This window comes from Epibacterium sp. MM17-32 (assembly GCF_022348205.1).
In the GTDB taxonomy this organism is placed as follows: domain Bacteria; phylum Pseudomonadota; class Alphaproteobacteria; order Rhodobacterales; family Rhodobacteraceae; genus Epibacterium.
Window position 1 is genome coordinate 332860 of sequence record NZ_JAKRFC010000004.1, and the last position, 26586, is coordinate 359445.

25 protein-coding genes are annotated in these 26586 nt (G+C 62.1%); 8 read left to right on the forward strand and 17 right to left on the reverse strand.

Going from position 1 to position 26586, the window contains the following annotated elements:
- Positions 1–2: 2 nt before the first annotated feature.
- From pal to ruvC, 11 genes are all read right to left on the reverse strand, one after another.
- Positions 3–506, reverse strand: a complete 504-nt coding sequence (gene pal / locus MHM88_RS09505) for a peptidoglycan-associated lipoprotein Pal (protein WP_239363577.1) — start codon at positions 504–506, stop codon at positions 3–5.
- Between the two features lie 100 nt (positions 507–606).
- Positions 607–1932 carry a Tol-Pal system beta propeller repeat protein TolB gene (tolB, locus tag MHM88_RS09510; RefSeq protein ID WP_239363579.1) on the reverse strand — a complete coding sequence of 442 codons (1326 nt, stop codon included), beginning with the start codon at positions 1930–1932 and terminating at the stop codon, positions 607–609.
- A complete protein-coding gene (locus MHM88_RS09515) occupies positions 1929–3074 on the reverse strand; it encodes an energy transducer TonB (protein WP_239363580.1) in 1146 nt (381 codons plus the stop codon). Before MHM88_RS09515 ends, tolB begins: the two co-directional genes overlap by 4 nt.
- A 13-nt stretch (positions 3075–3087) precedes the next feature.
- The gene (gene tolR / locus MHM88_RS09520; RefSeq protein ID WP_239363581.1) at positions 3088–3576 is read right to left on the reverse strand and encodes a protein TolR; all 489 of its coding nucleotides are present in this window, start codon (positions 3574–3576) and stop codon (positions 3088–3090) included.
- A gap of 3 nt (positions 3577–3579) precedes the next feature.
- Entirely contained in the window at positions 3580–4275 is a 696-nt protein-coding gene (tolQ, locus tag MHM88_RS09525) for a protein TolQ (RefSeq protein ID WP_239363582.1), read from the reverse strand.
- 114 nt (positions 4276–4389) lie between these two features.
- On the reverse strand, positions 4390–4776 hold the full coding sequence (gene ybgC / locus MHM88_RS09530) for a tol-pal system-associated acyl-CoA thioesterase (RefSeq protein WP_239363587.1): 387 nt from the start codon (positions 4774–4776) through the stop codon (positions 4390–4392).
- Positions 4773–5438, reverse strand: a complete 666-nt coding sequence (locus tag MHM88_RS09535; protein WP_239363590.1) for a hypothetical protein — start codon at positions 5436–5438, stop codon at positions 4773–4775. Before MHM88_RS09535 ends, ybgC begins: the two co-directional genes overlap by 4 nt.
- An 87-nt stretch (positions 5439–5525) precedes the next feature.
- Positions 5526–5828: a hypothetical protein gene (locus tag MHM88_RS09540; protein WP_239324879.1), complete on the reverse strand. Its 303-nt coding sequence runs from the start codon at positions 5826–5828 to the stop codon at positions 5526–5528.
- 15 nt (positions 5829–5843) lie between these two features.
- The gene (ruvB, locus tag MHM88_RS09545; RefSeq protein ID WP_239324881.1) at positions 5844–6863 is read right to left on the reverse strand and encodes a Holliday junction branch migration DNA helicase RuvB; all 1020 of its coding nucleotides are present in this window, start codon (positions 6861–6863) and stop codon (positions 5844–5846) included.
- A gap of 12 nt (positions 6864–6875) precedes the next feature.
- The gene (ruvA, locus tag MHM88_RS09550) at positions 6876–7565 is read right to left on the reverse strand and encodes a Holliday junction branch migration protein RuvA (protein ID WP_239363593.1); all 690 of its coding nucleotides are present in this window, start codon (positions 7563–7565) and stop codon (positions 6876–6878) included.
- The gene (ruvC, locus tag MHM88_RS09555) at positions 7562–8059 is read right to left on the reverse strand and encodes a crossover junction endodeoxyribonuclease RuvC (RefSeq protein ID WP_239324885.1); all 498 of its coding nucleotides are present in this window, start codon (positions 8057–8059) and stop codon (positions 7562–7564) included. Before ruvC ends, ruvA begins: the two co-directional genes overlap by 4 nt.
- Positions 8060–8420: 361 nt before the next feature.
- Between ruvC and MHM88_RS09560 the strand changes: the two genes are divergently transcribed.
- Positions 8421–8639 (forward strand): DUF1127 domain-containing protein, encoded by a 219-nt coding sequence (locus MHM88_RS09560; RefSeq protein WP_239324887.1) that lies wholly within the window; start codon positions 8421–8423, stop codon positions 8637–8639.
- Positions 8640–8786: 147 nt separating this feature from the next.
- Here the strand turns inward: MHM88_RS09560 and MHM88_RS09565 are convergent, their stop codons facing one another.
- From MHM88_RS09565 to MHM88_RS09580, 4 genes are all read right to left on the reverse strand, one after another.
- The gene (locus MHM88_RS09565; protein WP_239324889.1) at positions 8787–9134 is read right to left on the reverse strand and encodes a hypothetical protein; all 348 of its coding nucleotides are present in this window, start codon (positions 9132–9134) and stop codon (positions 8787–8789) included.
- Positions 9135–9245: 111 nt separating this feature from the next.
- Entirely contained in the window at positions 9246–10115 is an 870-nt protein-coding gene (locus MHM88_RS09570; RefSeq protein ID WP_239363596.1) for a 50S ribosomal protein L11 methyltransferase, read from the reverse strand.
- A gap of 112 nt (positions 10116–10227) precedes the next feature.
- The gene (locus tag MHM88_RS09575; RefSeq protein WP_239363598.1) at positions 10228–11463 is read right to left on the reverse strand and encodes an MFS transporter; all 1236 of its coding nucleotides are present in this window, start codon (positions 11461–11463) and stop codon (positions 10228–10230) included.
- A gap of 131 nt (positions 11464–11594) precedes the next feature.
- Complete coding sequence (locus tag MHM88_RS09580; RefSeq protein WP_239363601.1) at positions 11595–13802, reverse strand: primosomal protein N'; 2208 nt, start codon at positions 13800–13802, stop codon at positions 11595–11597.
- Positions 13803–13979: 177 nt separating this feature from the next.
- Here MHM88_RS09580 and fsa point away from each other — a divergent pair, with 177 nt between their 5' ends.
- From fsa to MHM88_RS09615, 7 genes are all read left to right on the forward strand, one after another.
- A complete protein-coding gene (fsa, locus tag MHM88_RS09585) occupies positions 13980–14633 on the forward strand; it encodes a fructose-6-phosphate aldolase (protein WP_239324898.1) in 654 nt (217 codons plus the stop codon).
- 193 nt (positions 14634–14826) lie between these two features.
- Entirely contained in the window at positions 14827–15540 is a 714-nt protein-coding gene (locus MHM88_RS09590; RefSeq protein ID WP_239363604.1) for a DUF484 family protein, read from the forward strand.
- Entirely contained in the window at positions 15537–16472 is a 936-nt protein-coding gene (locus MHM88_RS09595) for a tyrosine recombinase XerC (RefSeq protein WP_239363607.1), read from the forward strand. Before MHM88_RS09590 ends, MHM88_RS09595 begins: the two co-directional genes overlap by 4 nt.
- A 129-nt stretch (positions 16473–16601) precedes the next feature.
- Positions 16602–17294, forward strand: coding sequence for a phosphatidylcholine/phosphatidylserine synthase (locus MHM88_RS09600; RefSeq protein WP_239363610.1), 693 nt, complete (start codon positions 16602–16604; stop codon positions 17292–17294).
- A 203-nt stretch (positions 17295–17497) separates the two neighbouring features.
- Positions 17498–17815, forward strand: a complete 318-nt coding sequence (locus MHM88_RS09605) for a hypothetical protein (RefSeq protein ID WP_239363613.1) — start codon at positions 17498–17500, stop codon at positions 17813–17815.
- 230 nt (positions 17816–18045) lie between these two features.
- Positions 18046–18441 carry a hypothetical protein gene (locus tag MHM88_RS09610; RefSeq protein WP_239363621.1) on the forward strand — a complete coding sequence of 132 codons (396 nt, stop codon included), beginning with the start codon at positions 18046–18048 and terminating at the stop codon, positions 18439–18441.
- A 306-nt stretch (positions 18442–18747) separates the two neighbouring features.
- On the forward strand, positions 18748–19209 hold the full coding sequence (locus tag MHM88_RS09615; RefSeq protein ID WP_239324910.1) for a hypothetical protein: 462 nt from the start codon (positions 18748–18750) through the stop codon (positions 19207–19209).
- 155 nt (positions 19210–19364) lie between these two features.
- Here MHM88_RS09615 and MHM88_RS09620 read toward each other — a convergent pair whose 3' ends face one another.
- Together MHM88_RS09620 and MHM88_RS09625 are read right to left on the reverse strand one after the other, a co-directional pair.
- Positions 19365–24218 carry an OmpA family protein gene (locus MHM88_RS09620; RefSeq protein WP_239363623.1) on the reverse strand — a complete coding sequence of 1618 codons (4854 nt, stop codon included), beginning with the start codon at positions 24216–24218 and terminating at the stop codon, positions 19365–19367.
- A 19-nt stretch (positions 24219–24237) separates the two neighbouring features.
- Complete coding sequence (locus tag MHM88_RS09625) at positions 24238–25932, reverse strand: C1 family peptidase (protein ID WP_255734565.1); 1695 nt, start codon at positions 25930–25932, stop codon at positions 24238–24240.
- Positions 25933–26586 lie beyond the last annotated feature (654 nt).

Genomic DNA, 26586 nt, shown 5'->3' on the forward strand with positions numbered 1-26586 from the left:
GGTCAGCTCACCGCGCCGCCGGCCAGCACGGTCACCGCGCGGCGGTTCTGGGCATAGCAGCTCTCGGCAGAACAGATCTCGATCGGACGTTCCTTGCCGTAGGACACGGTTTGAATACGGCTGGAGGCGACCCCTTGCGAGATCAGATATTCACGCGCCGAATTGGCCCGACGGGCGCCCAGCGCCAGGTTGTACTCGCGGGTGCCCTGCTCGTCCGCATGGCCTTCGATGGTCACGACATAGTCCGGGTTGGCATTGAGCCAACGCGCCTGCCCGTCCAGCACCGAACGCGCCGAAACAGAGATGCTGGACTGATCGACCTCGAACAGGACACGGTCCCCGATCGCCTCGCGGAAGTAGGCCGGGCTGGAGGGGTCCGCGGTGCTGCCATCCGCACCCAGCCCCGTGCCACCTGCGCCGGCAGTGGTGTCATCCCAACGTGCGTCGGAACAGGCCGCGAGGGCCAGACCGGCCACCAGAAGAATTGCTTTGTCGATACTGCTCATTTGAAATCGCCTCATGTCATCGGACATTTCTTGTCGAAGTGTTAGCATAGTCTGTCTGGCCACGCCACGGGCTTGCACCACGGCGTGGCCAGACGGTTCATCAATCCTGCAACGGTGACCAGGACGGGTCGGAGGCGCCGTCCGGCGTCTTGACCGGTTTCAGGTTGCGCCCGGAAATATCCACTGAATAGAGCCGCGCCTGCCCGCTTGCCCCCTGCGTTTCGCGGGTGAACATGATCACGCGCCCGTTGGGTGACCAGGTCGGTCCCTCATCAAGGAAGGACGCGGTCAGCAGGCGTTCCTCGCTGCCATCGGTGCGCATCACGCCAATGTGAAACCGCCCCGCGTTCTGTTTGGTGAAGGCGATGTAATCCCCGCGCGGCGACCAGACAGGTGTGCCGTAGCGCCCCTGGCCAAAGCTGATCCGCTTCGCCTCGCCGCCGCTGGCCGGCATCACATAGAGCTGCGAGGCCCCGGACCGGTCGCTTTCGAACACGACCTGGCTGCCATCCGGCGAGAACGACGGCGCAGTCTCGATCGACGGGGCACTGGTCAGGCGCTGGGTGCGGCCGGAGTTGATGTCCATGGAATAGAGGTCGGTGTTGCCACCTTCAGACTGCGAATAGACAACGGTCTGACCGTTGGGCGCAAATCGAGGTGCAAAGCTCATGGTGCCGCTGCCTGCCGACAGCACCCGGCGCTGCACCCGCCCCACATCAAGCACGTGGATCTGTGGGAAACCGCTCTCGTAGCTGGTGTAGAGCACCCTGTCCCCGGTGGGCGAGAATCGTGGCGCCAGCACGATCGACTCGGAGTTGGTCAGATACTGCACGTTGGCGCCGTCGTAATCCATGATCGCCAGCCGTTTCTTGCGGTCATTCTTCGGCCCGGTTTCAGAGACGAACACCACGCGGCTGTCGAAGTAGCCCCCCTCGCCCGTCAGGCGCGAATAGATCGTATCCGCCACCTTGTGGGCGATGCGGCGCCACCCGTCGGTGGTACCGGAGAGTTGCAGACCGGACCCCAGTTCCTGCCCCGCAAACACATCATAGGCGCGAAACCGAACGGTCAGGCGATCACCAGAGATGCTGACGGCGCCGGTGATCAAGGCCTGCGCATTGATCGCCTTCCAGTCGGTAAAGTTCACTGCCGCGTCAAAATCGCTGTAGGGCGAGATATAGGCGACCTTGGGGATCTCGCGAAACAGGCCGGAGCCGGTCAGATCGGCGGCAATCACCCGCGCGATATCTGCCGCATACTGCGAGGCTGCAGGCGTGTCGGCGATGAAATCCGGCACCGCAAAGGGCAGCGGTTCGATCACGCCGTCGGTAATCTCGATCCTGAGCGGCCCGTCCTGTGCCTGCGCCGCCCCCACGGGCAGCAGCATCGCAAGGCCAAGGAGTAGTATCGCTATCGCGTTTCTCATCTGATCCGCATTCCTTCGGGATTGAATGTCATCTCAATATCACGCCACTGCGCGTATTTGTCAGCCGGGAGATCAAATCCTTTTGATCCACAGCGGATGATTGCGCGGCGCGCGGCCTCATAGGCCTGTCTGGCCGAACTGTCGGAGCCGCCGGAACTGGACCGCATTCGGATCGACCCAATGTCGGGCACCCCGTCGCGCGACAGCTCCACGCTGACCACAACGGTGGTGCGCAGCGCCTCGCTGGACAGCGAGCCGACGTTCCAGCAGCGCGATACCGCAACCCGCAGTGCATCCTTTTCCCCCCGCGTCATCGGTGGGCCGGAGGGTTCCGGCGCCTCGACCTCGCCCGTCCCGGCCAGCGCCTCTGCAAGCGCATCATCCACGGCGGAACTCTCGACCTCGGGGTTTGGTTCCGCCACCGGGTCGGAATTTTCCGGCGCTGTTGCAGTCTCGACCTGCTCCGGCTCCGGTGCGGCGGTCGGACGTTCGGGACGCAGACGCGGTCGGACACTGGCCAGCGGCGCGGTCGGTTCGGCATCATCCGCCTCCGCCTCGGTCACGATGCGATCACTGGCGGCCTCCGGGGCGGTGGCCTCCTGCACCGGCTGATTGGCCTCGGCGCCCGCATCGGGTGCGACCTCTTCCCGGGCCACATCATCGACCTGGGTGTCCGGTTCCGGTGGTTGCACCGGCTCCGGCGCGACCCGATCCGTCGGCTGCGCGGTCTCCGGCTCTGCGGTCTGCGGCAGATCGGTCACGATGTCGGGCACATCCGGCGCGTCCGGCACCACTGTCGGCACCTCCGGTGTCGGCTCCGGCGCGGGCGGTTCCGGCTCCGCTTCGACTGCGGGCGCCTCGATCGGCTCGGGCTGTGCGGTGGGCGGTTCCGGCTCGGGCTGCGGCCGCTCGGGGATCGCGGGTGCGGTCTCGGCCACACTGGGCGTGACCGGCGCAACCGGGTCCTCGGCCACCTCCGGCGCGGCCTGCTGCTCGCTCAGCCGCGCAAATTCGTCGGCGGAGATAATGGAGACGTCCTGACTCTGGAACGGCAGCGGGTCGGAGTGGAACCACCCGCCCACAAGCGCCCATGTGATCAGGATCCCATGGCCTGCTACAGAGATCTTCGTGCCGGTCTGCACATCATCACCCGTATCACTCGTCCGGTGCGGCAGGCCGCCCGTCGAGTGCTGGTCCGCCGGTGTCGGTCACCAGGCCCACATTGGCAAAGCCCCCGGCATTGAGCGCCCCCATCACCTGCATCACATCGCTGTAAGCAATGGTGCCATCCGCGCGCAGATAGACACGGTCCGAGGTGCGTTCCGCCGCGATCGCACGCAGGCGCGCGACCAGATCATCACGCGCGACCGGCGTGGTCTGGATCTGGATCTCGCCCGCAGCGGTCATGGTCACGGTCAGGGGTTCTTCGTCCTCGCCGGGCAAGGCGCCGGCAGCGGTTTTCGGCAATTCGACCGGGACGCCGACCGTCATCAGCGGCGCTGCCACCATGAAGATGATCAGCAGCACCAGCATCACGTCGACAAAGGGCGTCACGTTGATTTCCGCCATCGGCCGCGACCGCGACCGCCGCCGACCACGTCGCCGCCCGCCGCCTGCGTCCTTCTGTTGTACGGCTGCACCCATGGCTCAGCTGTCCAACTGACGCGAGAAGATGGTGGCGAACTCATCGGCGAAGGCCTCGTAGCCGCCGATGATCCGGTCGGCATCCGCCGAGAGCTTATTGTAGAAGATCACTGCCGGAATTGCCGCCAAAAGCCCGAGCCCGGTGGCCAGAAGCGCTTCGGCGATGCCCGGCGCCACGACGGCAAGATTGGTGTTCTGCTGTTCTGCAATCTCGATAAAGGCATTCATGATGCCCCACACGGTCCCGAACAGGCCGATAAAGGGCGCTGTGGAGCCGACGGTTGCCAGGATCTGCAAGCCGCTTTGCAATCCCTCGCTCTCCTTGGAGATCGCCACATCCATCGACCGGTCGATGCGGGCCTGCGCGCCGGGGATCAGAGCCCCATCGGTGCGGTGACTGCGGCGCCACTCGGTCATGCCGGCAGCAAAGATACGCTCGGAATGGCCAGAGGGGTCGGGACCGATGTCCTCGTACAGCTCATCCAGCGGGTTGCCGGACCAGAAGGCGCGTTCGAACACCTGCGCCTCGCGACGGGCGGACCTGTAGGTGATGAGTTTCTGGATGATGATCGACCACGACCAAATCGAGGCGACGATCAGCATGATCATCACGAATTTCACGGTCAGCGTCGCGCGCGCGAACAGCCCCCACATGGAGAAATCAATCTCCTGCGCCAGTGCCAGAGTTTCTGCTTCCATCTGCCTGCTCTATAGCCAGTTGCCACGTCGTTGTGCTTGCGCGGCCTAATTGGGGCGGACGCTAGCGCAAAACAAGCGACATTGCCAAGCAAACAGGGGCATTGCCGCCGATTGTTACAGGGATGCGCGAACTTCTGCCGGAAGCCGCACCGGTTTGCCGCTGTGCATATCCATGCAGACGGCGGTCACCCGGGCACGAAACAACTCGCGCCCGTCGCGCCGGACCACCTGCGACATGGTCAGCCGGGCGGAGGTCAGTTTCTCGGGGGCGGTTTCCACGGTGAGTTCATCCTCGAACCGTGCAGGCGACAGGTAATCGGCCTCGATCCGCGTCACCACCCAGACAATGCCGGCGTCGCGCATGGCGTTTTGATCAACACCCAACCGGCGGACATAGTCGCTGCGGGCGCGCTCGATGAACCGCAGGAAATTGGCGTGATAGACCACACCGCCCATATCGGTGTCTTCGTAATATACCGTGATCGGGAACTGGTGCGTCATGCCTCATCGCCCCGGATATCCGACGGCGGCGCTTGTAGCCGCGCATAGAGTCGCAGCGCATGACTCGCATCCTGCGCCGCCACGGGCATCATCCGATCATAGGCGGCCGCAATCACCCCCGCGATCTCGGGGCGCAGGATCGTGTTGCCATTTTCCGGCAAGACCGCCAGCGGCGACACCTCCGCAAAGGCCTGCTCTCCCCACAGGAGCATCACCTGCACCGCCTGTGTCAGCGCAAGCGTCTCTGCCGGAACTTCTGCCATCGCGCCTTTCATACGCAGAAAGACAAAGGCGGCCTGAATGGCGCCCTGATCGTCAAAGCGAAACGCGCGATACTGGCTTGCATCCTCTTTCGCGAGGCGGTTCACCAGTGGCGCCAGCCCGGGGATCACCCGATCAAGGTCTGGGACCTCCAGCAGTTCTTCCCACTCCCGGAAGAAAAAGAACATGAGGTTCGCGCCAAGCTCCGGATCGGTTTCCGCCATCTGATGCCCCGCCAGCGTGGCCATGGCCTCGACCGCACCTTTCACGGTGACAAGTGTCTCGTCCGTAACGCCAAAGACGATGGGCGCGATCGGACGCCCCCAGCGCGCAAAGGCATAGGTGCCGTCCTCGCGGGTGAAAAGCGCTTCGATTTCCTCTGGCAGCAGGAGTGCGGACATGCGCGGCCTCGTCATTTCATTCGCTCGTCGGGCGTTTGTACGGACCTGTCCTAGGCGGAGCAAGGGGAGAAGTCCCGTGCCGCTCCGTCACGCCTCCTGCGCGAGATAAGCGCCCCATTTGCGCTCAAACGCCGCGCCGGCATCAATGCCCTGCCAATCGGCAAACAACAGCAGAAACCCGAGGAGGTCGGCGACCTCGTTCTCCAGATCGGTTTTGCTGCCGTCCTTGCGTGTCTGCCCCGCAAGGCTCAGATAGGCAGAGGCCACCTCGCCCAGCTCTTCGGTCATCTTGCCCAGATACCAGGCGGCATCCCGCTCGATCCCGAAGCGCTGCGCGTAAAGCACACTCACCCGATTGGCGACGGCGGTCAGTTCACCAAGATCCTGCATCGCGCGCTCCTGTTCTCAGCCAAAGAGATCGCTGTGCGACTTGGGAGGCGCAAGGCCCAGATGCTGCCACGCCTTTTGCGCCAGCATCCGTCCGCGCGGCGTGCGCTGGATCAGCCCTTGTTGCAGAAGATAGGGCTCGATCACCTCCTCCAGCGCGTCGCGGCTTTCGCTCAGCGCGGCGGACATGGTCTCGATCCCGACGGGACCACCGCCATAGTTCTCGGCCACCAGACGCAGATACCGTCGGTCCGCGCCATCAAGACCCAGCTGATCCACCCCGAGCCGCGTCAGCGCGCCATCGGCCAGTTCCTGGGTGATCGTTCCATCGCCCTCGACAACCGCAAAGTCCACCACGCGGCGCAAGAGCCGCCCGGCGATCCTTGGGGTGCCGCGGGCGCGCCGCGCGATCTCCCGCGCCCCGGCGTCATCAGCAGGGGCTCCCAGCTTGCGCGCGTTCCGGCTGACGATCTCAAAGAGCTCATCCACGGTGTAGAACTGCAGCCGCGTCGGAATGCCAAACCGATCTCGCAGCGGCGTGGTCAAAAGCCCCATGCGCGTCGTTGCCCCCACCAGTGTGAAAGGCTGCAACTCGATCCGAACCGTCCGTGCCGCAGGCCCCTCGCCGATCACCAGATCCAGTTCGAAATCCTCCATCGCCGGATAGAGCACTTCCTCAACGGCCGGGTTCAGGCGGTGGATTTCATCGATGAACAACACATCGCGCGCCTCAAGATTGGTGAGGATCGCGGCCAGATCGCCCGCCTTTGCAAGCACCGGCCCGGAGGTCATGCGAAAGTTCACGCCCAGCTCGCGCGCCACAATCTGCGCAAGCGTCGTTTTGCCAAGCCCCGGCGGGCCATGAAACAGGGTGTGATCCATCGCCTCGCCGCGCCGGCGGGCAGATTCGATAAACACCCGCAGGTTGGCGCGGGCCTCCGCCTGGCCGATGAATTCGCCAAGCCCCTGCGGACGCAGGGCGCGGTCGTTGTCTTCGGGCAGCGGCTCGGGGCGCAGGGTGGGGTCCGCGTCAATCATTCACTCATCCCCTCAGCCTTTGGGCGCCAGCAGGCGCAGCGCCGCGCGGATCAGCTCTGCCTCGCCTGCTTCCGGGTTATCGGCAGCCGCCTCAGCCACCGCACTTGCAGCGTCAGAGGGTCCATAGCCGAGGTTGCCCAATGCCGACAGTGCGCCCGCCGATGCCGCCGCCGCGCCGGTCGGAGCTTTGGGGGCGGCTTTGCGCCCGGGTTTCACCGGCGCCTCCGAGGCGGGTTCGACCACCGCGTCGAGATCCGGCCCGTCCAGTGCCTCTGTGATCGTGCCCCCCATCGCCATCACCGACGGCGCCTTGTCCTTCAGATCCAGCACAATCCGCTGCGCGGTCTTGGGGCCGACCCCTTTGGCCGCTTTCACCGCCGCCCAATCCCCCAGCGCAATCGCGCGGCTCACACCTTCGGGACCAAGCGCACTCAGGATCGCCAGCGAAACCTTGGCCCCCACTCCCTGAACCGACGTCAGCAGGCGATGCCATTCCTTTTCCACCAGCGAGGTGAAGCCAAAGAGCTGCATCAGATCCTCGCGCACCAGCAGTTCCGTATAAAGCTGCACCGCCTCCCCCGCCGTGGGCAGGCTGGCCAGCGTCCGGTCCGAGCAGTAGACGATGTAGCCCACGCCGCGCACATCGATCATCACATGATCGGGCGCCCTGTAGTCGAGCCGGCCGGTCAGTTTGCCGATCATGCGCGTACCTCTTTCAGTTGCCGCTGGTTGCTGCCCCCGTAATAGGCGTGACAGATGGCGATCGCCAGTGCGTCGGCCGCATCCGCCCCCTTGGGGGCGCAGCCCGGCAATTGCAACTTGACCATATGCAGCACTTGTTCCTTCTCGGCATGCCCCACACCGACCACGGTCTTCTTGACACGGTTGGGTGCATATTCGCCGGTGGGCAGTCCGGCCTTGGCCAGGGTGAGCAAGGCCACACCGCGTGCCTGACCGAGCTTCAGCGTCCCGGCACCGTCCTTGTTCACAAAAGTCTGCTCGATCGCGGCCTGATCCGGCTGATAGGCGGCTATGATCTCGGTGACCTGATTGTGCAGCGACAACAGCCGCTCTCCCAGATCATCACCGTCAGAGTGACACAGACCGTTGGCAACATGGCTGAGACGCGCGCCATTTGATTCGATGACGCCCCATCCAAGGGTCCTGAGCCCCGGATCGATCCCTAGTATTCGCATCTCACCGCCCGATCTGTCGTTGTGTTTTTTACGGATTGTAAACCCAGCTAGCACAAAACGCGAACACAACCAATCGCTTTCCTGCGGCGGGCCTCGCTCCGGTTCCTCGATCTCACTCCCAGCAGGCCGACCCGCGCAGCCTGAAAATCGCCTGGAAACGACATCCCGAAATACGACGCCGACAGATTTCCGCGCTTTCCCGGAAACGTGACGAAACCCCTTATTTCCATACCTCAAAGCTATGCGAAAACTGCATGGGACACATGCAAAAATAGCGCTTGTGAGCTGCGAAAAGCGTCTCTATCTGCCGCTCATCGCACTGATGCGACAAACCTGAACTCGAATGAGAGAGAACGTGGATATGGCTGTACTCGACACCACCCGCACCGCCCAAGGCACCACCGGCCTGATCGGCCGTATCGGCGCTCTTGTGAATACGCTGATCGCCACCGTCGCCGTCTGGAATGACGCGCGCATGACCCGCAAGGCGCTTGGCGCGCTGTCCGACCGCGAGCTGTCCGACATCGGGCTCAACCGCGGCGATGTTGACAGCATCGGCATGGATTCCCCGCTGGTCTGAAACAGACGCCGGTCCGTGCGCGGGCCCCGGATGGATACAAACGCGACGCCGCCCATCGGAGAGGTTCCGGGGCGGCGTTTTTGTTCGTTGGCGCGACTGTCTTCGCTCGACCGTCTTCGACCGGGCGTCGTCCCGATCAGCGCAGATTCAGCGCAAATACGGAACCAGATGCGAGGCAATGGCGGTCGAGATCGGATCGGCCTGCATCAGGAAGGCACCCCCCTGTTCCACTGCGGTGCCGCGGCTGAGTTTCTGCACACGTTCATCGTAGCTGCTGTAGCCAAGCGATGCGATCAGGAAGCCTTTGAACACCAGAATGGCTGTCAGGAACAAAATGAGGGAGCGCAGGGTGATCTTGGAGCGCACGACCTTGCGCGGCTCGACAATGATCAGCCCGTCTGCGCGCATCTTGGCTGTGTAGCCCTGGCTCATCTGCAAGCTCTTACGGTCCAGCCGACGGAGTCGGTGGCGAAACTCTGCGTGTTGGTCGCTCATTGCGAAACTCCGAACTGGCCCCCACCAGCGGATGGAAAGAAGTTAAGCTTGAATTGTGACCAAAGGAAGGCAGATCGCTAAAACTCTATTAAACTGGCCCGGTATCGCCGTTTACCTCTGCAAGATCAGCGTCGTCCACTCACCAATCTCTGCGCGTTGGACCAGATTGACCCCGTTTTGCGCATAAACGGCGATCACGTCATCGGCCTGATCGTTCAGGATACCGGACAGAATCGCATATCCGCCCGCACGCAGATGCGCCGCCATGTCCGGGGCAAGTGCCACCAGCGGACCTTTGAGGATATTGGCGAAGATCAAGTCATATGGGGCGCTTTCCTTCAGGGCCGGTGCATCGAAGCCTGCCGCCTCAAGACATTGCACCGCGCCCTTCATGCCGTTGGCGTCCATATTGGCCTCGGCCACATCAACTGCGACTTCGTCGATGTCACTTGCAAGAACCCGTGCCTGCGGCCAGACCCGCGCCGCCGCCATGGCAAGGACCGCCGTGCCACAGCCGATGTCCACGACTTTGTCTCCTTCGAACCCCGTGCCGATCAGGTGATCCAGCGCCTTGAGGCAGCCCAGGGTGGTACCGTGATGGCCGGTGCCAAACGCCATCGCCGCCTCGATCAGCAAGGGAATCTTGTCCCCGGGCAGCTTGTCGGCATCGTGGCTGCCGTAGACAAAGAAACGGCCCGCCTCGACCGGTGCCAGTTCGCGACGCACATGCGCCACCCAGTCCGTCTCGGGGAGTTCCGAGACCGCAAAGGGCTTCGCCCCGTGCAGCGTCGCCAAAAGGGCCAGCCCCGCCTCGTCCGGAGCGTCGGTGAAATAGCCCCCCACTTCCCAGAGCCCCGAGTCATCTTCGACCTCGAAGACACCGACCCCAGTCGGCTCCGGGTTGAGCCGCTCCATTGCCTCGCCCAGCGCCTCGGCCTGGGCTTTTCCGGTCAGCGTGGTGAGGGCGGTGAAGGTGGGCATGGAGGGTCTCCGAAACAACTGGGCGCACAGAGCGCGGGCTGGATCAGCGCCTACGCGAGCCTTGCATGCAGGGTCAAGAGGCAGCAGGGGCTGCGCCCCCAAGCCCCTAAGGTTATTCTGCCGGTGCCGGGGCGACAAACCGGGCAAAGATGGTCTCGTTTCCCGGCTCCGGGTGGCGCGGGATCATCAGCGACAGCGCCAGCGACACCAGCGCCATCAGGGCCGCCAGCCCAAAGACTGCCGCCGGAGAGGCCACCCACAGGAGACCCAGCAAGACCGGCAGGAACACCGCCGCGATGTGGTTGATGGTAAAGGCAACCGCCGCCGTCGGCGCAATATCGGCCGGATCGGCGATCTTCTGGAAATAGGTCTTCAGGGCCAGTGCCAGCGCAAACAGGATGTGATCCACCACATAGAGCGTCGCCGCCAGCACCACGCCCCAGCCGAACCAGTAGATGCCGCCATAGAGGGCAAAGACGGTGGCGAGACCGACATATTCAAAGATCAGAGTACGGCGTTCCCCAAACCGGGACACAAACCGCCCCAGCATCGGCGCGGCGATCATATTGATGAGAAGGTTGATCAGATAGAGACCGGTGAGGTGATGCACCTCAAAGCCAAACCGCTCCACCATCATGAACCCCGCAAAAACGACAAAGATCTGCCTCCGGGCCCCGGCCATGAACTGCAACGCGTAGTACAGCCAGTAGCGCCGCCGCAGCACCATCTTCTTATTCTGCGGGGTCGGACCGTCGAACTGGGGGACCGCGAACAGGCAGAAGATGGCGACCACCGCCGTGAAACCGCCCGCCGCCAGATAAACAGCGTTGTAGGTCAGGCCCAGCGGCTCCCACAGCAGAACGATCGCGCCGTAGACGACCAGCGTCGCGGCAGACCCTGTCGCCACCAGCCAGCCCAGCATCTGCGGGGCGCGTTCCTTGGACAACCACTGCAATTGCAGCGATTGCGCCACGGTTTCGAAATAGTGAAAGCCGATCGAGCTCAGCACCGTGATTATCAAAATGCCTTGCAAGGTCGGAAACCACGCCGTCAGCGCGGTTGCCGCGCCAAGCAGCGCCAGCGACAGAAGGCCCAGCACCTGTTCGCGGATGAAGATGATCAGAAAGATCACGAGAAACGCAAGGAAGCCGGGGATCTCACGCACGGTGTGCAGCAGGCCGATGTCCGCGCCATCGAAATCCGCCACTTCGATCACGAAGTTGTTCAGCAACGCCGACCAGGTGTTGAAGGCGACGGGCATGGCGATCGCCATCAGAAACAGCAACGTGATGGGACGGCGCCAGAACGGCAGCGACCGGGCCTGATCGAGGGACATGGGCGTTTTCATGCCTTGGCTTTAGAGCGCTTTACTCGACAGGGCGAGTCAAGAATTGTACCAAATCACGCCAGTGAGCGCACAGATCCCCCTGCATTCCCGCAGGGCCATCCCCCGGTTCAGCGCCTCGCCACCCATTCGGTTCAGAGGAAGCTTTGCGGATCGATGTCCACATTCAGGCGCAGATCCCCCTTGAGCTTGAACGGTGCGATCCAGCGGCGGATTGCGTCTTGCAACGGAGCGCCCTTGTCGGCCTTGACCAACAGACGCACGCGGTGACGCCCGCGCACCCGTGCAATGGGCGCCGGCGCCGGGCCAAAGAGTTGCGCCCCCACCTGACGGAGCGGCCCATCGTTGCGCGCCAATGCGCCGCCGAGGTCAAACACCTGGGCCAGATCCGTGCCCGACAGGATCACCCCTGCCATACGCCCATAGGGGGGCACGCCTGCGGCCTGTCGCTGCTCCGCCTCGGCACGCCAGAAGCTCTCCTCATCACCGGACAGGATCGCACGGATCACCGGGTGTTCAGGCTGGAAGCTCTGCATCAGCGCCTCTCCCCGGCGCTCCGCCCGCCCTGCGCGCCCTGCCACCTGCCGCATCAGCTGGAACGTGCGCTCTGCCGCGCGCAGGTCCGATCCCTGCAGCCCGAGGTCGGCGTCGATCACCCCGACCAGGGTCAGCAGCGGAAAGTTGTGCCCCTTTGCCACCAGTTGGGTGCCGAGGATGATATCAGCCTCACCGGCGGCGATCTCCTCGATCCGCTGCTTCAGCGCGCGGGCAGAGCCGAAGAGATCGGAACTGAGCACCGCGATGCGGGCCTCTGGAAACAGCGCCGCCGCCTCCTCGCCCAGCCGTTCGATACCGGGGCCAACGGGGGCCATCTTGCCTTCGACCTTGCAGGATGGGCATTCGGTCGGCACCGGCTTGGTCTCGCCGCATTGGTGGCACATAAGCCGTTTCATAAACCGGTGCTCGACCATGCGCGCATCACAATTGTCGCAGGCCACCTGCGTACCGCAGGCCCGGCAGATCGTCACCGGGGCAAAGCCCCGCCGGTTCAGGAACAAGAGGGACTGCTCGCCGCGTTCGATCCTGAGCTTCATCGCCTGCTTGAGCGTCGGCGATATCCAGGTTGAGGGCAGAAGATCCTCGTTGCGCATATCGATCGCGCGCATTTCAGGCAGCACCGACTCGCCAAAGCGCGACGTCAGATCGAGGCGCTGGTATTTGCCCGCCTCCGCATTCGCCCATGTCTCCAGGCTTGGCGTGGCCGAGGCCAGAACCACCTGCGCCTGACAGAGCGACGCCCGCCAGACCGCCAGATCCCGCGCGTTATAGAGCACCCCCTCTTCTTGCTTGTAAGAGGTGTCGTGTTCTTCATCGACGATGATCAGGCCGAGATCGCGAAACGGCAGATAGAGCGAGGACCGCGCGCCAATCACCAGCTGCGCGGCACCCTGTCCCACCATCCGCCAGACCCGGCGCCGTTCGGTCATGGTCACGCCAGAGTGCCACTCCGCAGGCACCGCACCAAACCGTGCTTCCACGCGCTTCAGGAATTCCGCCGTGAGCGCGATTTCCGGCAACAGCACCAGCGCCTGTCGCCCCTTGCGCAGACAGGCGGCCACAGCCTCCAGATAGACCTCGGTCTTGCCCGAGCCGGTCACACCCTTCAGGAGCGTAGTACCGTAACGTCCCCCATTCACCCCTGCCTCAAGTGCGGCAGCGGCGGCGGCCTGATCCTCCGACAGGGTCTTGCCCGGCAATTCCGGGTCCAGCGGCGGGAACGGCAGGTCGCGGGGGGCTTCTTCCTCGCGGATGGCGCCCTGTTTGACCAGCCCCTTGATCACCGAGCTGGTCACCCCTGCCAGCCCGGAGAGTTCAGACGCCGTAAACGCCGCACCGTCATATTCGTCCATCACGTCGAGCACCTTGGCCCGCGCATCGGTCATGCGGTCGGGTTCGCCCTCCCCGCGACGCAGGACCTTGCGCATCGAGGGCGGATCCGCCAGCCCCGGCGCCCGCGTTGCCAGCCGCAGCATCATCGACAACGGCGTCAGGGTGTATTGCGCCGCGCGCTCCAGAAAGCCACGCATCTCGGTGCGCATCGGGGCCAGATCCAGCACCCGGATCACCGAGCGCAGCTTGGCCGCGTCGAAATCCCCGGCACCCGGCCCCCAGACCACGCCGATCACCTTGCGCGGCCCCAGCGGCACCTCGACAAAGGCCCCGAGAAAACAGCCCCCTTCGGGTGCGCGATAGTCCAGCAGCCGGTCCAGCGGCTGCGCCGTCAGCACACCCACCCGCTCCCCTTGGGCAAAAAACTCCGGGCTTTCGCCTTGCTGCGCCATTCCTCGCGTGACCCTGCTCTTTTTGTTGACCCAACGGTAGCCGCGGCCAGATGTTTACGCTAACATGCGCGCGAACGCGCCCGGGCTCGCTGCGAAATCTTTCGCACTTTTCGCGAGACCTCCTATCAGGTAAAGCCAAGGCGCACCGAGGCCAAGCCATCCAGAGGACCAAAGCCCATGAAATTCTTCGTAGACACCGCCGAAATCGAGGCCATTGCCGAGCTGAACGATCTTGGCATGGTCGACGGCGTCACCACCAACCCCTCCCTGATCAAGAAATCCGGCCGTGACATCATCGAAGTCACCAAGGAAATCTGCGATCTCGTCGATGGTCCGGTTTCCGCCGAAGTTACCGCCACCGATGCCGAAACCATGATCGCCGAGGGGCGCAAGCTCCTGGAGATCGCCGAGAACATCGCGGTCAAAGTGCCGCTGACCTGGGACGGTCTGAAGGCCTGCAAAACCCTGACCGACGAAGGTCACAAGGTCAATGTGACCCTGTGCTTCTCCGCCAATCAGGCGCTGCTGGCCGCCAAAGCGGGCGCGACCTTCATCTCCCCCTTCATCGGTCGCCTTGACGACATCAACCTCGACGGGATGGATCTGATCGAGGACATTCGCACGGTCTACGACAACTACGGCTTCCAGACCGAGATCCTCGCGGCGTCGATCCGCTCCGTGAACCACATCATCGACAGCGCCCGGATCGGGGCCGACGTGATCACGGCCCCGCCCGCCGTCATCAAATCCATGATCAACCACCCGCTGACCGACAAGGGCCTGTCGGCCTTTCTCGCGGACATCGAGGCGGCCGGGATCAAAATCCTCTGAACCGTCCGACCATCACAAGATCGACACGGTGGCGCCCCGGCACAGGGGCGCTTTTTTTTGTTCCGGTTCAGCAGGTTGCTGCCGACCCGAGGCCATTGATCCGCAGCTCGGACGTTTTTGCGATTTTTCGCGCGCGCAGGCCTGAACCTCATGTTATAGTGCTCAAAACCCGGTCAGAGGTTCAAACGAGACGATGAGCAGCACAACCGCCGAGCTGGACGACAGCCTGCGCCAGAAAATCATTGAAAAGCCCGATATGGTGCTGGACGACCCCAATGTGATGCGGGCGCTGGTGGCTGCGAACGAGCGTGCCATGGGCTCCAATATCGTGGACCTGCGTGGCATCGCGATGGAACGGCTGGAAACCCGGCTCGACCGTCTGGAGGACACGCATCGGTCGGTGATCGCTGCGGCCTATGAAAACCTCGCCGGAACCAACCAGATCCACCGGGCCGTTCTGCGCCTGCTGGACCCAGAGAGCTTTGCCGGGTTCATGGAGGTCCTGCGCGGCGACCTGCGTGATATCCTGCGCGTCGACGCTCTGGCCCTGATTCTCGAAACCACGCAGGAAGAAGCCGGCGCTGCGGTGGAGCGGGTCGGCGACGTGCTGAAGTTTACCGAGGCCGGTTTTGTCGATACATATCTGTCTCAGGGACGCAGCTACGGCGGCGACCGCCAGGTGATCTTGCGTCAGGTGCGCTCCGGCCCCTCCCGGATCTATGGCGAACGCGCCGCGGACCTGCGCTCCGAGGCCTGCCTGCGGCTCGACCTGGGCGAAGGGCGCCTGCCCGGCCTCTTGGTCTTTGGCGCAGAGGACCCGCATCAGTTCACCCCGCAACACGGCACCGACCTGCTGACGTTCTTCGGCGGTGTGTTCGAGCGCTGCATGCGCCGCTGGCTGTCTTGAGCGCGGCGGACCCAACCCTGATCTCTCCGGCGGCGCGGGATGCGCTGCAATCCTGGCTGGATGGGCTGGGCGCGCTTGAGGGGGCGGCAGAGAACACGCGCGCCGCCTATCGCGGCGATGTGGTGGATTTCCTCGCTTTCATGAGCCTGCATTTCGGCAGCCCGCAGGGCCTTGGTGCCCTGCAACGGATCACCACCGCCGACATGCGCGCCTGGATGGCCTCGACACGCGGCACCGGCACGGGGGCACGGTCGCTCGCGCGTAAACTTTCTGCGGTGAAGAAATTCTACGGCTGGCTGGCCAAACGCGAGGGGTTTGAGCCCACGGCTGTTCTGTCGACCCGTGCGCCCAAATTCCAGAAGAAGCTCCCCCGCCCCCTGGATAGGGACGCCGCGCGCGCAATGATTGCCACGGTCGAGCTGCAGTCCCAGAAAAACTGGGTTGCCGCGCGCGATGTGGCGGTTGTGACCCTGCTCTACGGCTGCGGGCTGCGGATCTCGGAGGCATTGGGCCTGCTCGGACGGGATGCACCGCTGCCGGCGACGCTTCGGATCACCGGCAAGGGCGGCAAGGAACGAGTCGTTCCCGTCCTGCCCGCCGCGCAGCAGGCTGTGGAGCGCTATCTGCAGCTCTGTCCGCATCCCAAGGAGAATGACCTGCCGCTGTTTCGCGGAGTACGTGGCGGCCCGCTGCATGCGCGGATGGTTCAAGGGGCCGTTGCCGATGCCCGCCGTCAACTGGGGCTGCCGGCCACGGCCACCCCCCATGCCATGCGCCACAGTTTCGCGACTCATCTGCTTGAAGCGGGCGGTGATCTGCGTGCCATCCAAGAGCTGCTCGGCCATGCCTCCCTCTCGACCACACAGGCCTACACGGCGGTCGATACCGCCCATCTGATGGAAGTCTACACCCGCGCGCACCCAAAGGCCTGACGCCCCGCCTCGCGCGGGCGTCTGCCCCTGACGAGGATCTGCCCCGAATTCCTGGCAATCTGTCCTCGACGCAGCCCTTTCGCCCGGTTGCGGGTTGCAGCCCGCCCGGAAATTCGTCATCACAGGCGAATGTCGATTGAACTCCGTGCCCTGTCCGTCCATCTCCTCACCGCAACCGGCGCCGTCTTTGCCATGCTGGCCATGCTCGCCGCCGTGGATGCGAAATGGGATCTTATGTATCTCTGGCTTGTGGTGGCCTTTGCGGTGGACGGTGTCGATGGCCCGCTGGCGCGCCACTATGATGTCAAACAGAACGCGCCCCAATTCGACGGGGTGCTCCTCGACCTCATCATCGACTATCTGACCTATGTGTTCATCCCGGCCTTTGCATTGTTCAAATCCGATCTCATGTCGGGCTGGACCGGCTGGGCGGCCATCATCGTGATCACCTTCACCAGTGCGATGTACTTTGCCGACACCCGGATGAAGACCAAGGACAACTCCTTTTCCGGGTTTCCGGGGTGCTGGAACATGCTGGTGCTGGTCATCTTTGCGCTGGAGCCCAATCACTGGATCAGCCTCGGCCTGGTGGCCGTGCTCTCTGCGACCCAGTTCCTGCCGCTGAAATTCATCCACCCGGTGCGCACCGAACGCTGGCGTCGCATCTCCTTGCCGATCGCGCTGGTGTGGACCGCACTGGCGGGCTGGACGGCCTGGGTTGAGTTTGCGCCAGGAACCCTGGTCAACACCGCGCTGCTGCTCACCTCCGTCTACTTGCTTCTGGTTGGCGTGGCACAGCAGATCGTCCCTGATCGATCCTGAAACATCGCCAGAGGATTGCGTGCCCCCGCATTGCGCAACACGGGCATCTCCCTCGGTGCGCAGCATCTGCTGGCTGTTTTTATTCCGTTTTAGCGATATCACCGCGCGGTTTCGCGGATAATTTAGGAAAGCATTAAGCACAACTTCTGAAAATACTAGGCAACTTGTTTTAGTCCCAGTGCCCAGGTTCAGGAGCCCTTGCCATGTCCTCGCAGCAGGAAAACACAGCGCCGCCGCTACCGGTGCCCATCACCGCAGCGCGCTACAAGGCAGCCAGCACTTCGGCCCATACCAGACAGCAACTGGCGCAGGCGATGGCAAATCTGCAGCAGGCGGCCGCCAACGCCGTCTTCCCACGCGCGGTTGATACCGATGAGGGAGCAGAAGCGCCAACCACCAGCCCCCAAGCGCGTGCCCGTCGGGGCAACTTGGAACTCAGTCTGATGTCGCAACCGGACCGGCCCGCAACCAGTTGCCGCGAGGCAAGCCGCTTGTACACCGGTGCCAAATCCATCCTCTGATACGGATCTCGACAAGGACCGCCCCGACGCTCCCCTCGGCGCGCGCCAGATCCCGCCAACATGCTGGCACGCTCCAAGTGGCCCCGGCGACTCTATCCCGAAGTATGTCATAAATATCGATCGTTGCTCTGCGCCTACCTGAATGAGGTGTCGCATAGATCAATACGCGGATGCGCTCCTAACACATTTGTCTAAAATTCAGCTCAAATGCGGGACAATGGAGCACAACAATGAATACGACTGCTATGGATCTGGGCGTGTATCGCATGATGCAAGGTCACCTGAATGGATTTGCGAATCATAACGCGGCGCAGACAAATCACGAGATCACTCAGGCTCTCACGGCTCCGATCAGTTCCGGTAGCACTCAGGGAATGGCCTTTGCCCTGCAACGCGAACAGGCGCTTACCGGAACAGCCTCCCCCCAAGAAACGCCCCCCTACGAGCCCGTACTGGAGGTTCGCGATGCCATCTCCTCGGGCGACATCACGCAAATCAACGCCAACAGCATTGATATGTCCCGTTACATTCAGAGCGTCATGTCCGGCAATGTCGAGGGCCCGGTTCCGATGAGCGCCCTCCTGGCCCGTGAAAACTATGAACGTGCGATGGGTATCCTTTCCTGAGGTCTCAGCGCCCCTGAAGCACCTCCGGTCACGGCATTAGACTTCATCAACACCTCACGCCGGCACTCACCGTGGCCTGTATATTCCAGGCAGGTCACGTGAACGTCGCATACACGCAAATCGAGCTGTATTTGAACAAACAGCGCAAGGCGCTGAAGTCTCGGGAGAAATCCCGACACCATCGCCGGAGACCAAAAAACTTAAACATTTATCCATACTCACAAATGCGAGGACGCGCATGCTAATATGAGGTCGAGTTTTCCTGAGAGTCATGAGACTCGTCACATCTGTGGAAAGGAATGCAACATGACCCCAGCGATGCGTGCCTACTCCGGCGCCCCCGTGAATGTTCCCGACATCACGGTATATACGCAAACCGATACCATGGCCCTGAATGCGGATGCAGACGGGGCAACAGGTGCGGAGTTTGCCAACAGTCGTCTTGCCAGCTTCTTGAGCGATGACCCGGCGCCGCGTGACCGCGACCTTGACTCCCTGTTCAGCAGCGACAGGCTGTCCCCCTATGATGGGCTTCCCGCAACACCGTCGGCCGACAATGCCATCCGCGCCGAAGTTCCTCCCGCCCCGGCGCCCGAGGCGATGGACCCGATCACATTGCCTCCGCTCGAAAGCTTGTTGAACGCTCAAATGACGCAACCGGTCAGAGAAGATGCGCCTGATACGACCTTCCGGGGTATGTCATCTGGCAGCTTTGCTCAGGAGATGTACACGAATACCCAGGACGTTCTGTCCCGGATAGCCTCCTAGCCCGTGGTCGCCGTCGAGTTTGAGTAACGCTCCGTTTCCTCGGCTGCTCTGTCCGATCTAGGTGTTTCGTCCCTGCGTGTGGTCAATGCAGCCAAGTGGCGGGCGGCGCAGCGCGGTCGCCCTGCCTACAGCAATCAATGCAATGTCCTGATCGGTCAGTTTGTTGCAACGCTGAGAGGATAATCCACATTGAGCGACAGCGCCGGAATTTGCGGACGCTGCTGGCCCTCGGTCAGTTCCGGCACCCGCGACGAGGTAAACAACACCAGTTCCTGCAAGGAGTTAAACCCGTTGCGATCCCCGACACGGTTGTCTGCCAACCCACGCAAGCCCTCGAGCAGCGCCGCCGTAAAGGCACCGTGACCACCGCCAAAGCTATCGTCCTCAAAGCTCAACTCCGATCCGGAGGAAGACGCAAACACCACAGCCCCAGTGCCTTTGGTGAGGTTTTGCACCGCATCATCGGCCACCACCCGGTTCCCCCCCGCACCAGAATGGCAAATATCAAGAAGCATCAGCGCGTTCTGGTTGAGCGGCCGGTTTTCCAGATAGTCGCGGAAGCGATCAACGCTCATGCCGGTATAGGGTTTGGCCAGATCGCCCTCATGGGTCATGAAGTACAGCTCTTGTTCCGCGTCGACCACACCATGCCCGGCAAGGAACAGCACAACCACATCGTCATCCGCTGACTGGTCGAGAAACTCGTTCATCTGGATGCGGACATTGCGCTCTGTGGCCTCTGCATCGGTCAGAACCTTGGTCTCGACCCGATTAAACAGCTTGCCCTCCTGCGACTCCATCAGCTTTGCCAGTTCCGTTGCATCACGGTGTGCAAAATTCAGGTTCTGACTGGACCGCTCGTAGTCGGACACCCCAACCCCAAAGAACCACAGCGTCTGGCCGGAAGGTTTCTCATCCGGGGCCTCGCCGCCTTCGCGGATAATCTCCAGCGTCTGGGTCTGGATGCGTGCATCGCGCCACACCAATGATGCCTCAATGACGTTGCGCCCCGGATTAAGGTCAAACCGGCGACTGAAGCCCACGGTTTCCTGCCCGTCGAAAAACGCCTCTTCCTCAAAGCCGCGTGATTTCAGCACCCGGCGCCCGTTGAGCGTATATTCGATCTCAGGATCGGCCAGATCGGCGTTGTCCTTCAGCACTTCCAACTCCACCACATAGGTTTCGTCTTGGGTGCTGCTGCGTTGGGGCGAAATCAGGCGCACCGCATAGGGCGCTTCAAAGACGTCCGCATCCACATCCACGCCGTCATCCGGCAGTGCTTCCCCACGTGCGATGGCGTCCAGTAGATTGCGGATCAGGCCCGGACGCTCATAGTTCTCGGCCAGCGCCGAGAAGGGCACGTAGTTGTCACCCAGCGACCAATAGACATCCTCTGTCCCCTGCAAGGAGGCTGTGTAGCGCCCGTCGGGGGTATAGGCGATCCATTCGCCGTCCTTGCGGGGCGCAATGGTCAGCGCCTGCTCCATCCGGTTCAAATCAATAAAGATCAGCTCGTTACCGGTGGTAAGACCAATTGCCAGATTGCGCTCTGCGTGGGCCTCCAGATAGCGCAGGTTGTGCGGGAAGGTCAGCTCTTTGCCGTCCAGTGCGACGTGATCCCAGAACCATTCCAGCGTGCGACCATCCGCAAGCTCGATCTCATAGTTCGGGCTGGGCGTTTCTCGACCGGTGTTTTTGCCATTGCTGGGATCGTGCAGATACCACCGCCCCTTGCCGCGGAATTTGAGAACGTCGCCCCCCTCGGCCCAGTCCATCTGGAAAAAGCGATCCTCGGCCTGAAACGTCGTTACCTCGCGGTTGGCTGGCCCATCATAGATCGTCACGACGCGACCATCGGTCGAGCCCTGTTTGAACCCGGCCATCCAGGAAGACGTCACCGCCACCATGCCATTGTCCGCAAGGCGCACAAACACACGTGGATCATAGATGTCATTGAACCGTACAGGCTCGGAGACGATGTCAAAGCTCTTTTGCATCACGACATTCAGCGTTGCCTTTTCGATCATGTAGATCGTGGATCGCGGCGCCTGAAACGGCCCCTCGCCCTGCGGCACCATGCCCACCACGATATGCGTGTCGTTTTCGCGCATGCTGTAGGGCTTGCCGTCGATCTGCTTGATCACCTCACTGCGGAAGGTGGTGGTGTCGAACTTCAGCATCTGCCCATCTTCGTCAAAGGTGAACAGAACCGAGCCATCCTGATTGAGCGGCCTCCACGTCTGATAAACCTCACCTTCGATCCGGTGCACCCTGCGGCCCGTCTTGATGCTCCATACGCTGGTGCCGGCACTGTCGCGCGACATCACCAGATTCTGCGAGGGCACCATGGTCAGCCCACGGCCCTTATATGCGGCCCCGTCCTTGCGCTGATCGACGCTCAGATCACGGGTATCAAGATAGACGATTTGGTCATCCATCGCCGTGATGTAATGCCCACCATCCGGTGTGAACCCACCATAGAGGATCTTTTCCGGGTCCCCCTGAAGCTGCGCAGTCACGTTGAGGCTCGGCACCTCCACCAACGCCAGACGGGTGTTATTGGTGAATGTATCGGCGATCATCACCTTGGATTCCGTGGGATGGGCGATCAGTTTGAACGTCATCGCAGGCATCCGCTTGCGCGCAATCTCGCGCCAGTCCGAGGTGGTCCAGACGATCAGCTCATAGCTGTTGTTCATCCCCACCAGATACTTACCGTCAGGCGTATTGGCGAAGCCATGCAGCCATCCGGTATTGCGCAGCGATCCCACCGGTTGCAGCGATGTGGCGTCCCGCACCACCGCATGCGCGGTACGTGGCGATTTGGTCACGATATGCGCCCCATCCCCCGACCACACGATTTGCTCCGAGCCGCGAATGGTGCCCATCTTGGTCACGCCACGAAACTTGCGCGTTGCCATGTCATAGACCTTCAGGAAACCGGTCCTGTCGCTATAGGCCACCGCATCCGAGAAGGGCGACCAAGAGATCTCGTCAATCTCGATCGAGTTGGGCAACTGGCTGTGCATCAGCCCCGTGCGCATGTCGTAGATATAAAGCAGATTATCCGTGGCACCGGTGACCCCGACAAAGGAGGATTTCACCGCAATATAGCGCCCATTGGGCGAAATTTCCCGCGAACTGCCACCGATGGGCAGTTGATGAACCCGCAGCATCCGTTCCAGATCCCAGACCTGTGCGGGCGTGTTTCCGGTCACCGCATAGCGGCCATCCGGGCTCAGCGTCAGCGACCGCGCATCCAGCCAGCCCGAGGTTGAGATCTGCGGCGCAGAGATATTGCCATAGGGGCGGATTTCGACCCGTCGGTTGGTCTGCTTGCCACGGTCGGTGGCATTGGTCGCCAGCGGTATGCGCGAGCCATAGCCCACGGTTTGCAGGCGCTCCGGCGCAATACCCGCGCTCTCGACAAAATACTGCTCTACCGATTTGGCACGCGCATCGCTCAGTGGCAGATTGACCTTGTCGCTGCCGGTGATGTCGGTGTGACCTTCGATCAGGAACACGTAGTTTTCAGCCCCCAGCGCCTTGAGCGCATCTGCCGCCTGCTGCAGCACCCCCAGGCCCGCCTCGCGGATGTCGGCCTTGCCGGTGGCAAACTCCACCGTCACCCGCAGACTGTCCCCAAAACGCTGCTCCCAATCCTTGAGAAAGGGATTTTCCGCAAAGAAGCGTTCACGCTGGCCTTGCAGGCGCAGCGCGTTGCGAATGCGGTTTTCCCGCCCGGCGATCCAGTTTTCCGAAAAACCGCCATATTCCTTGGCGCGTTGCAGCAGGCGGTTGGCCTGCTCAAAATCGCGCGCATGAACACGGTTGTCGACGTAATCGCCCAGAATATTGCGATAGGCGGTGCCGTTTACCGTCGGCAGGTATTTTTCAAACACCGGCACCGCGCGATCATAAAGCGCGGCCTCTTTGGCGAACCGGGCATATTGGTTGATCGCATTATCAAGCTCGCCCTGTGTGGGGGCCATCGCGATTGCGCGGGCACCGTAGTCTTCGGCCTTTTGCGGATCGAACTTGAACTCGCTCCACGCCCAGTTCGCTGCAATCAGCACATGATAATTGTTCGGAAAATCGCGCAAGCCCTGATTGAGGACCGCAATCGCGGCCTCAAAATCATCATTGCCGATAGAGCCAAAGGCATCATGCGCCGCCTCTGGCGACGGGTTCATCTCATAGGCCGCGCGGAAAATCGGATGCGCCTCGCGGTGCATCTTAAAATCCTCCCACAGGATTTTGCCGATATGGCGCAGCGCCGCGTCATTGCGGTTGTCGTTGGCCCAATCGATCGCCTCGCGAATGGCATTAAACCGCGTATTGCGGTCTGCACGCTGGGCGCTCAGGATCCGCAGCCGATTATCAAGCCACGCCGTCAGAGCGCTAACGTTGGTGGAGCGATCCAGCGCCTGTTTAAAATAGCGGTCCGCCGTGCTGCGGTCGCCCTTGGTGCGCGCCATCACCCCGCGCACATAATCATACACCCAATCCTGCGCCGGACCGGTCGGCGCGTAGCTGTTGAACCACGCGTTTGCGGCGGCCTCACCTTCCCGGTTTTTCAGGTTGAAATAGGCGTATTGTACAAAAAATGCGTGATGCGGCCAGGCTTTGGCCCCTTGCAGATAGTAATCAAACGCCTCGTCGTACCGCTTTTGGCGTTCCAGATTGTAGCCCAGATTGGTAAAGCCAAGACCAAGCGAAGGGTCGCGTTTGATGCCTTCCCTATAGAGCTGCTCAACCTCTTTCAGATCACCGCCGCTTTGATCAAGCACCCAGGCGCGCGCCACATATCCTGCGGGCGTATTGGGGTGTTTTTCGGCAATCCAGCCACGGATCTGAGAGCGCAGCGCGCCGCTGTCGCGCGACACCGACAGCTCAATCAGATCGCCAAGGTCCTTGCCTTCGCAGTATCGACATTCCAGCGCCTGCGCAGAGCTCCCCCATGCCAGCGATAGAAAACAAATTACTCGAAGTATGGCAGTTCGGATCACGGAACGTCTCCTGCAAGGATCAGTTGAAAGTCAGGCTGAATTGAAAGGTGCGGCGCGCAGTGTTGCCTGCCGCATCTCGGGTCTCGATGCTGATCGGGTGCGGCCCCGGCCCCTCGGGCAGTTCGATCTCTGCCCGGAATGGCCCGCGCGAGGAATAGCGGCTGCTCAGCGCTCCCTCGACCTTGAGGGATGCAATCTCGCTTTGGTCCTGCGCCATGCCCTCCAGGCGGAACAGGCGGCTTGGCACCGGGATCACCGTGTCATCGCTGTCAAATGCCTCTGGCGCGGGATCCGTCAGCACGATGAGCGGCGCGTCGCTGTCGTCCTTGGCCGGGTCCGCCGCGACGTGATCGATGCTCAGAACCACCGCCGCCACATCGGCATCACCGCTGTCGGCCTCAAAGCCAATCCCAGAAGCCAGCAGCTCCATTTCATCCTGTGGCACCAGCCGGTTGCCCAAGGCACTGCGCAGCCGTGCAGCCACGCTGCCCGAGGCACGCGCCATCCGCGCGGCCACCGCCTGCGCATCCAGCGGCTCTTGGGTATACAGAACCACGTAATAATCGGTGCCAACCGTGTCATTCAGTCGGGTGAAATGCTGCTCTGTCGGCCCCGGCAACAACAGTGTGGTGCCGCTATGTGTATAAGGCGTCACCCGATCTCCACGCGGAAACAGGGTCACATAGTCACCACTTGCATCGCCCCCGATCACATAAAGCGCACCGTTGAACTGGCTGGAGGCCTCCACCCGGAACCGTGTCCCCGAGGGCAGAGGCTGGCGCAGCCGATAGCCGTCATTCGTGCGCGCGACATCCAGCGCGTCGCCCGAAATATGCAACACCCGCGCACTGCCGCCCATGTCCACCACCCGAGGCGGCGGTGGCGGATCAGGTGGCAGCACCTCATAGCCTTCATAAACAAAGGCGTTGAAATCCTCATAGGAAATCCAGAAAAACCCGCGATTGCCCCAACCGCTGCTCCACGAGTTCACCACCTCAAACGCGCCGCCCCCGCGCGTGTCGTCATAGCCGATCACGGTCATCGCATGGGCGCCCAGCGTGTTGCTGCGCAGTTCATTCCACTCGGTCGAGGACGGCTGCCATGTGCCACTGCCGCTATGGCGCATAAAGCCCTCGCCCACCCCCATCACGATCACCACCGGGTTGCCGTTGGCCAAGGCCCGACGAGTGGCAACGTGTTTGTTGCGCCCCGAACCTCCCCAAAGTCGGGAATATCCCTTGATGCGAAAGGCGCTCGCCTTGTCGCGCACGCTGGAGGAGGGCTGCGCCGTGCAGGAATATTCATCATAGGGAAAATCGCTCAGCAGCGACACGCCCTGACGCTGCATCAATGTCAGCGCCTCCGCCACATAAGAGCCATTGCAGCCCGGCTGGTGGATCTGGTTGAACACATAGGCAGGCGACAGGATCATGCTGCTCAACTGTGTGGAATTGTCGACGCCCAGATCTTTGGCGGTCAATAGAGTGCGTGCAGCATAGGCTGTAGCCCAGCCCACGCAGCTGCCTTGCTGCCCTTGGTCGCCCACAGGTGGGACAAACCGTTTGAGTGACATCGAAGCCGGTGCGCTGAGATAATCCCCGCGCGCCAATGGCGCGGATTTTGGCACTGCACCATAGATCTCAGGGTCAGAAATCGCTCCGAGACTGTATTCTTGCGCCCCCACAGGAAGGGCGCAACTAACAGCCAGCACCATCGCCGAAGCCCGCACTTCTGCACAACATTTTCGAACGATACTGATAGAAATCAAGGAGTGCCTCTGGTTCCAAGTTGAGTAGGTTCTAAACGCGAATAAGGAGGTACCCAGTCCTCACGCAATAGCACATTACTGCGCGACCAAGAGGATCTGTTGGTATAGGCTTGGTGGTTCCGAGGTCGCCAAGAAACAATTGCCATCACCTACCGAAGGTGGCTGTTGTTTGAACAAATAACCAAGTGTTTCTACCTCATTGATATATTCACCCCCCCGCCGATGCTCATATTCTCGCTTCTGCATTTCAACAGGTCAACTGGCATTGTTGCGGAACTTCCTCTTGAGGCCAGGTCCCCTCGTTACCCTCCGAACTTAGGCGACGCGGACGACCTCGGCGGTTCCGAGTGCCATGCGGATATGGATTGTTGCGGTTTGGAGGTCCGGGTCTCTTGCGGCACTGACCAGCACCAGGCTTGCCGGAGGCTTCAACTCCTGAGTAGGATGAAGCAACAATGAGCAAGACAACAAACAAATATTCTCCTGAGGTCCGCGAGTGCGTGGTGCGCCTATCTGACGTGGGTTTGCCTGGCAGAACGTTTTGGGCGGTGAGCCGCAGCGATCATCCTCATTTTGCCGAAGTGGAGCGCTTTGCTTCAT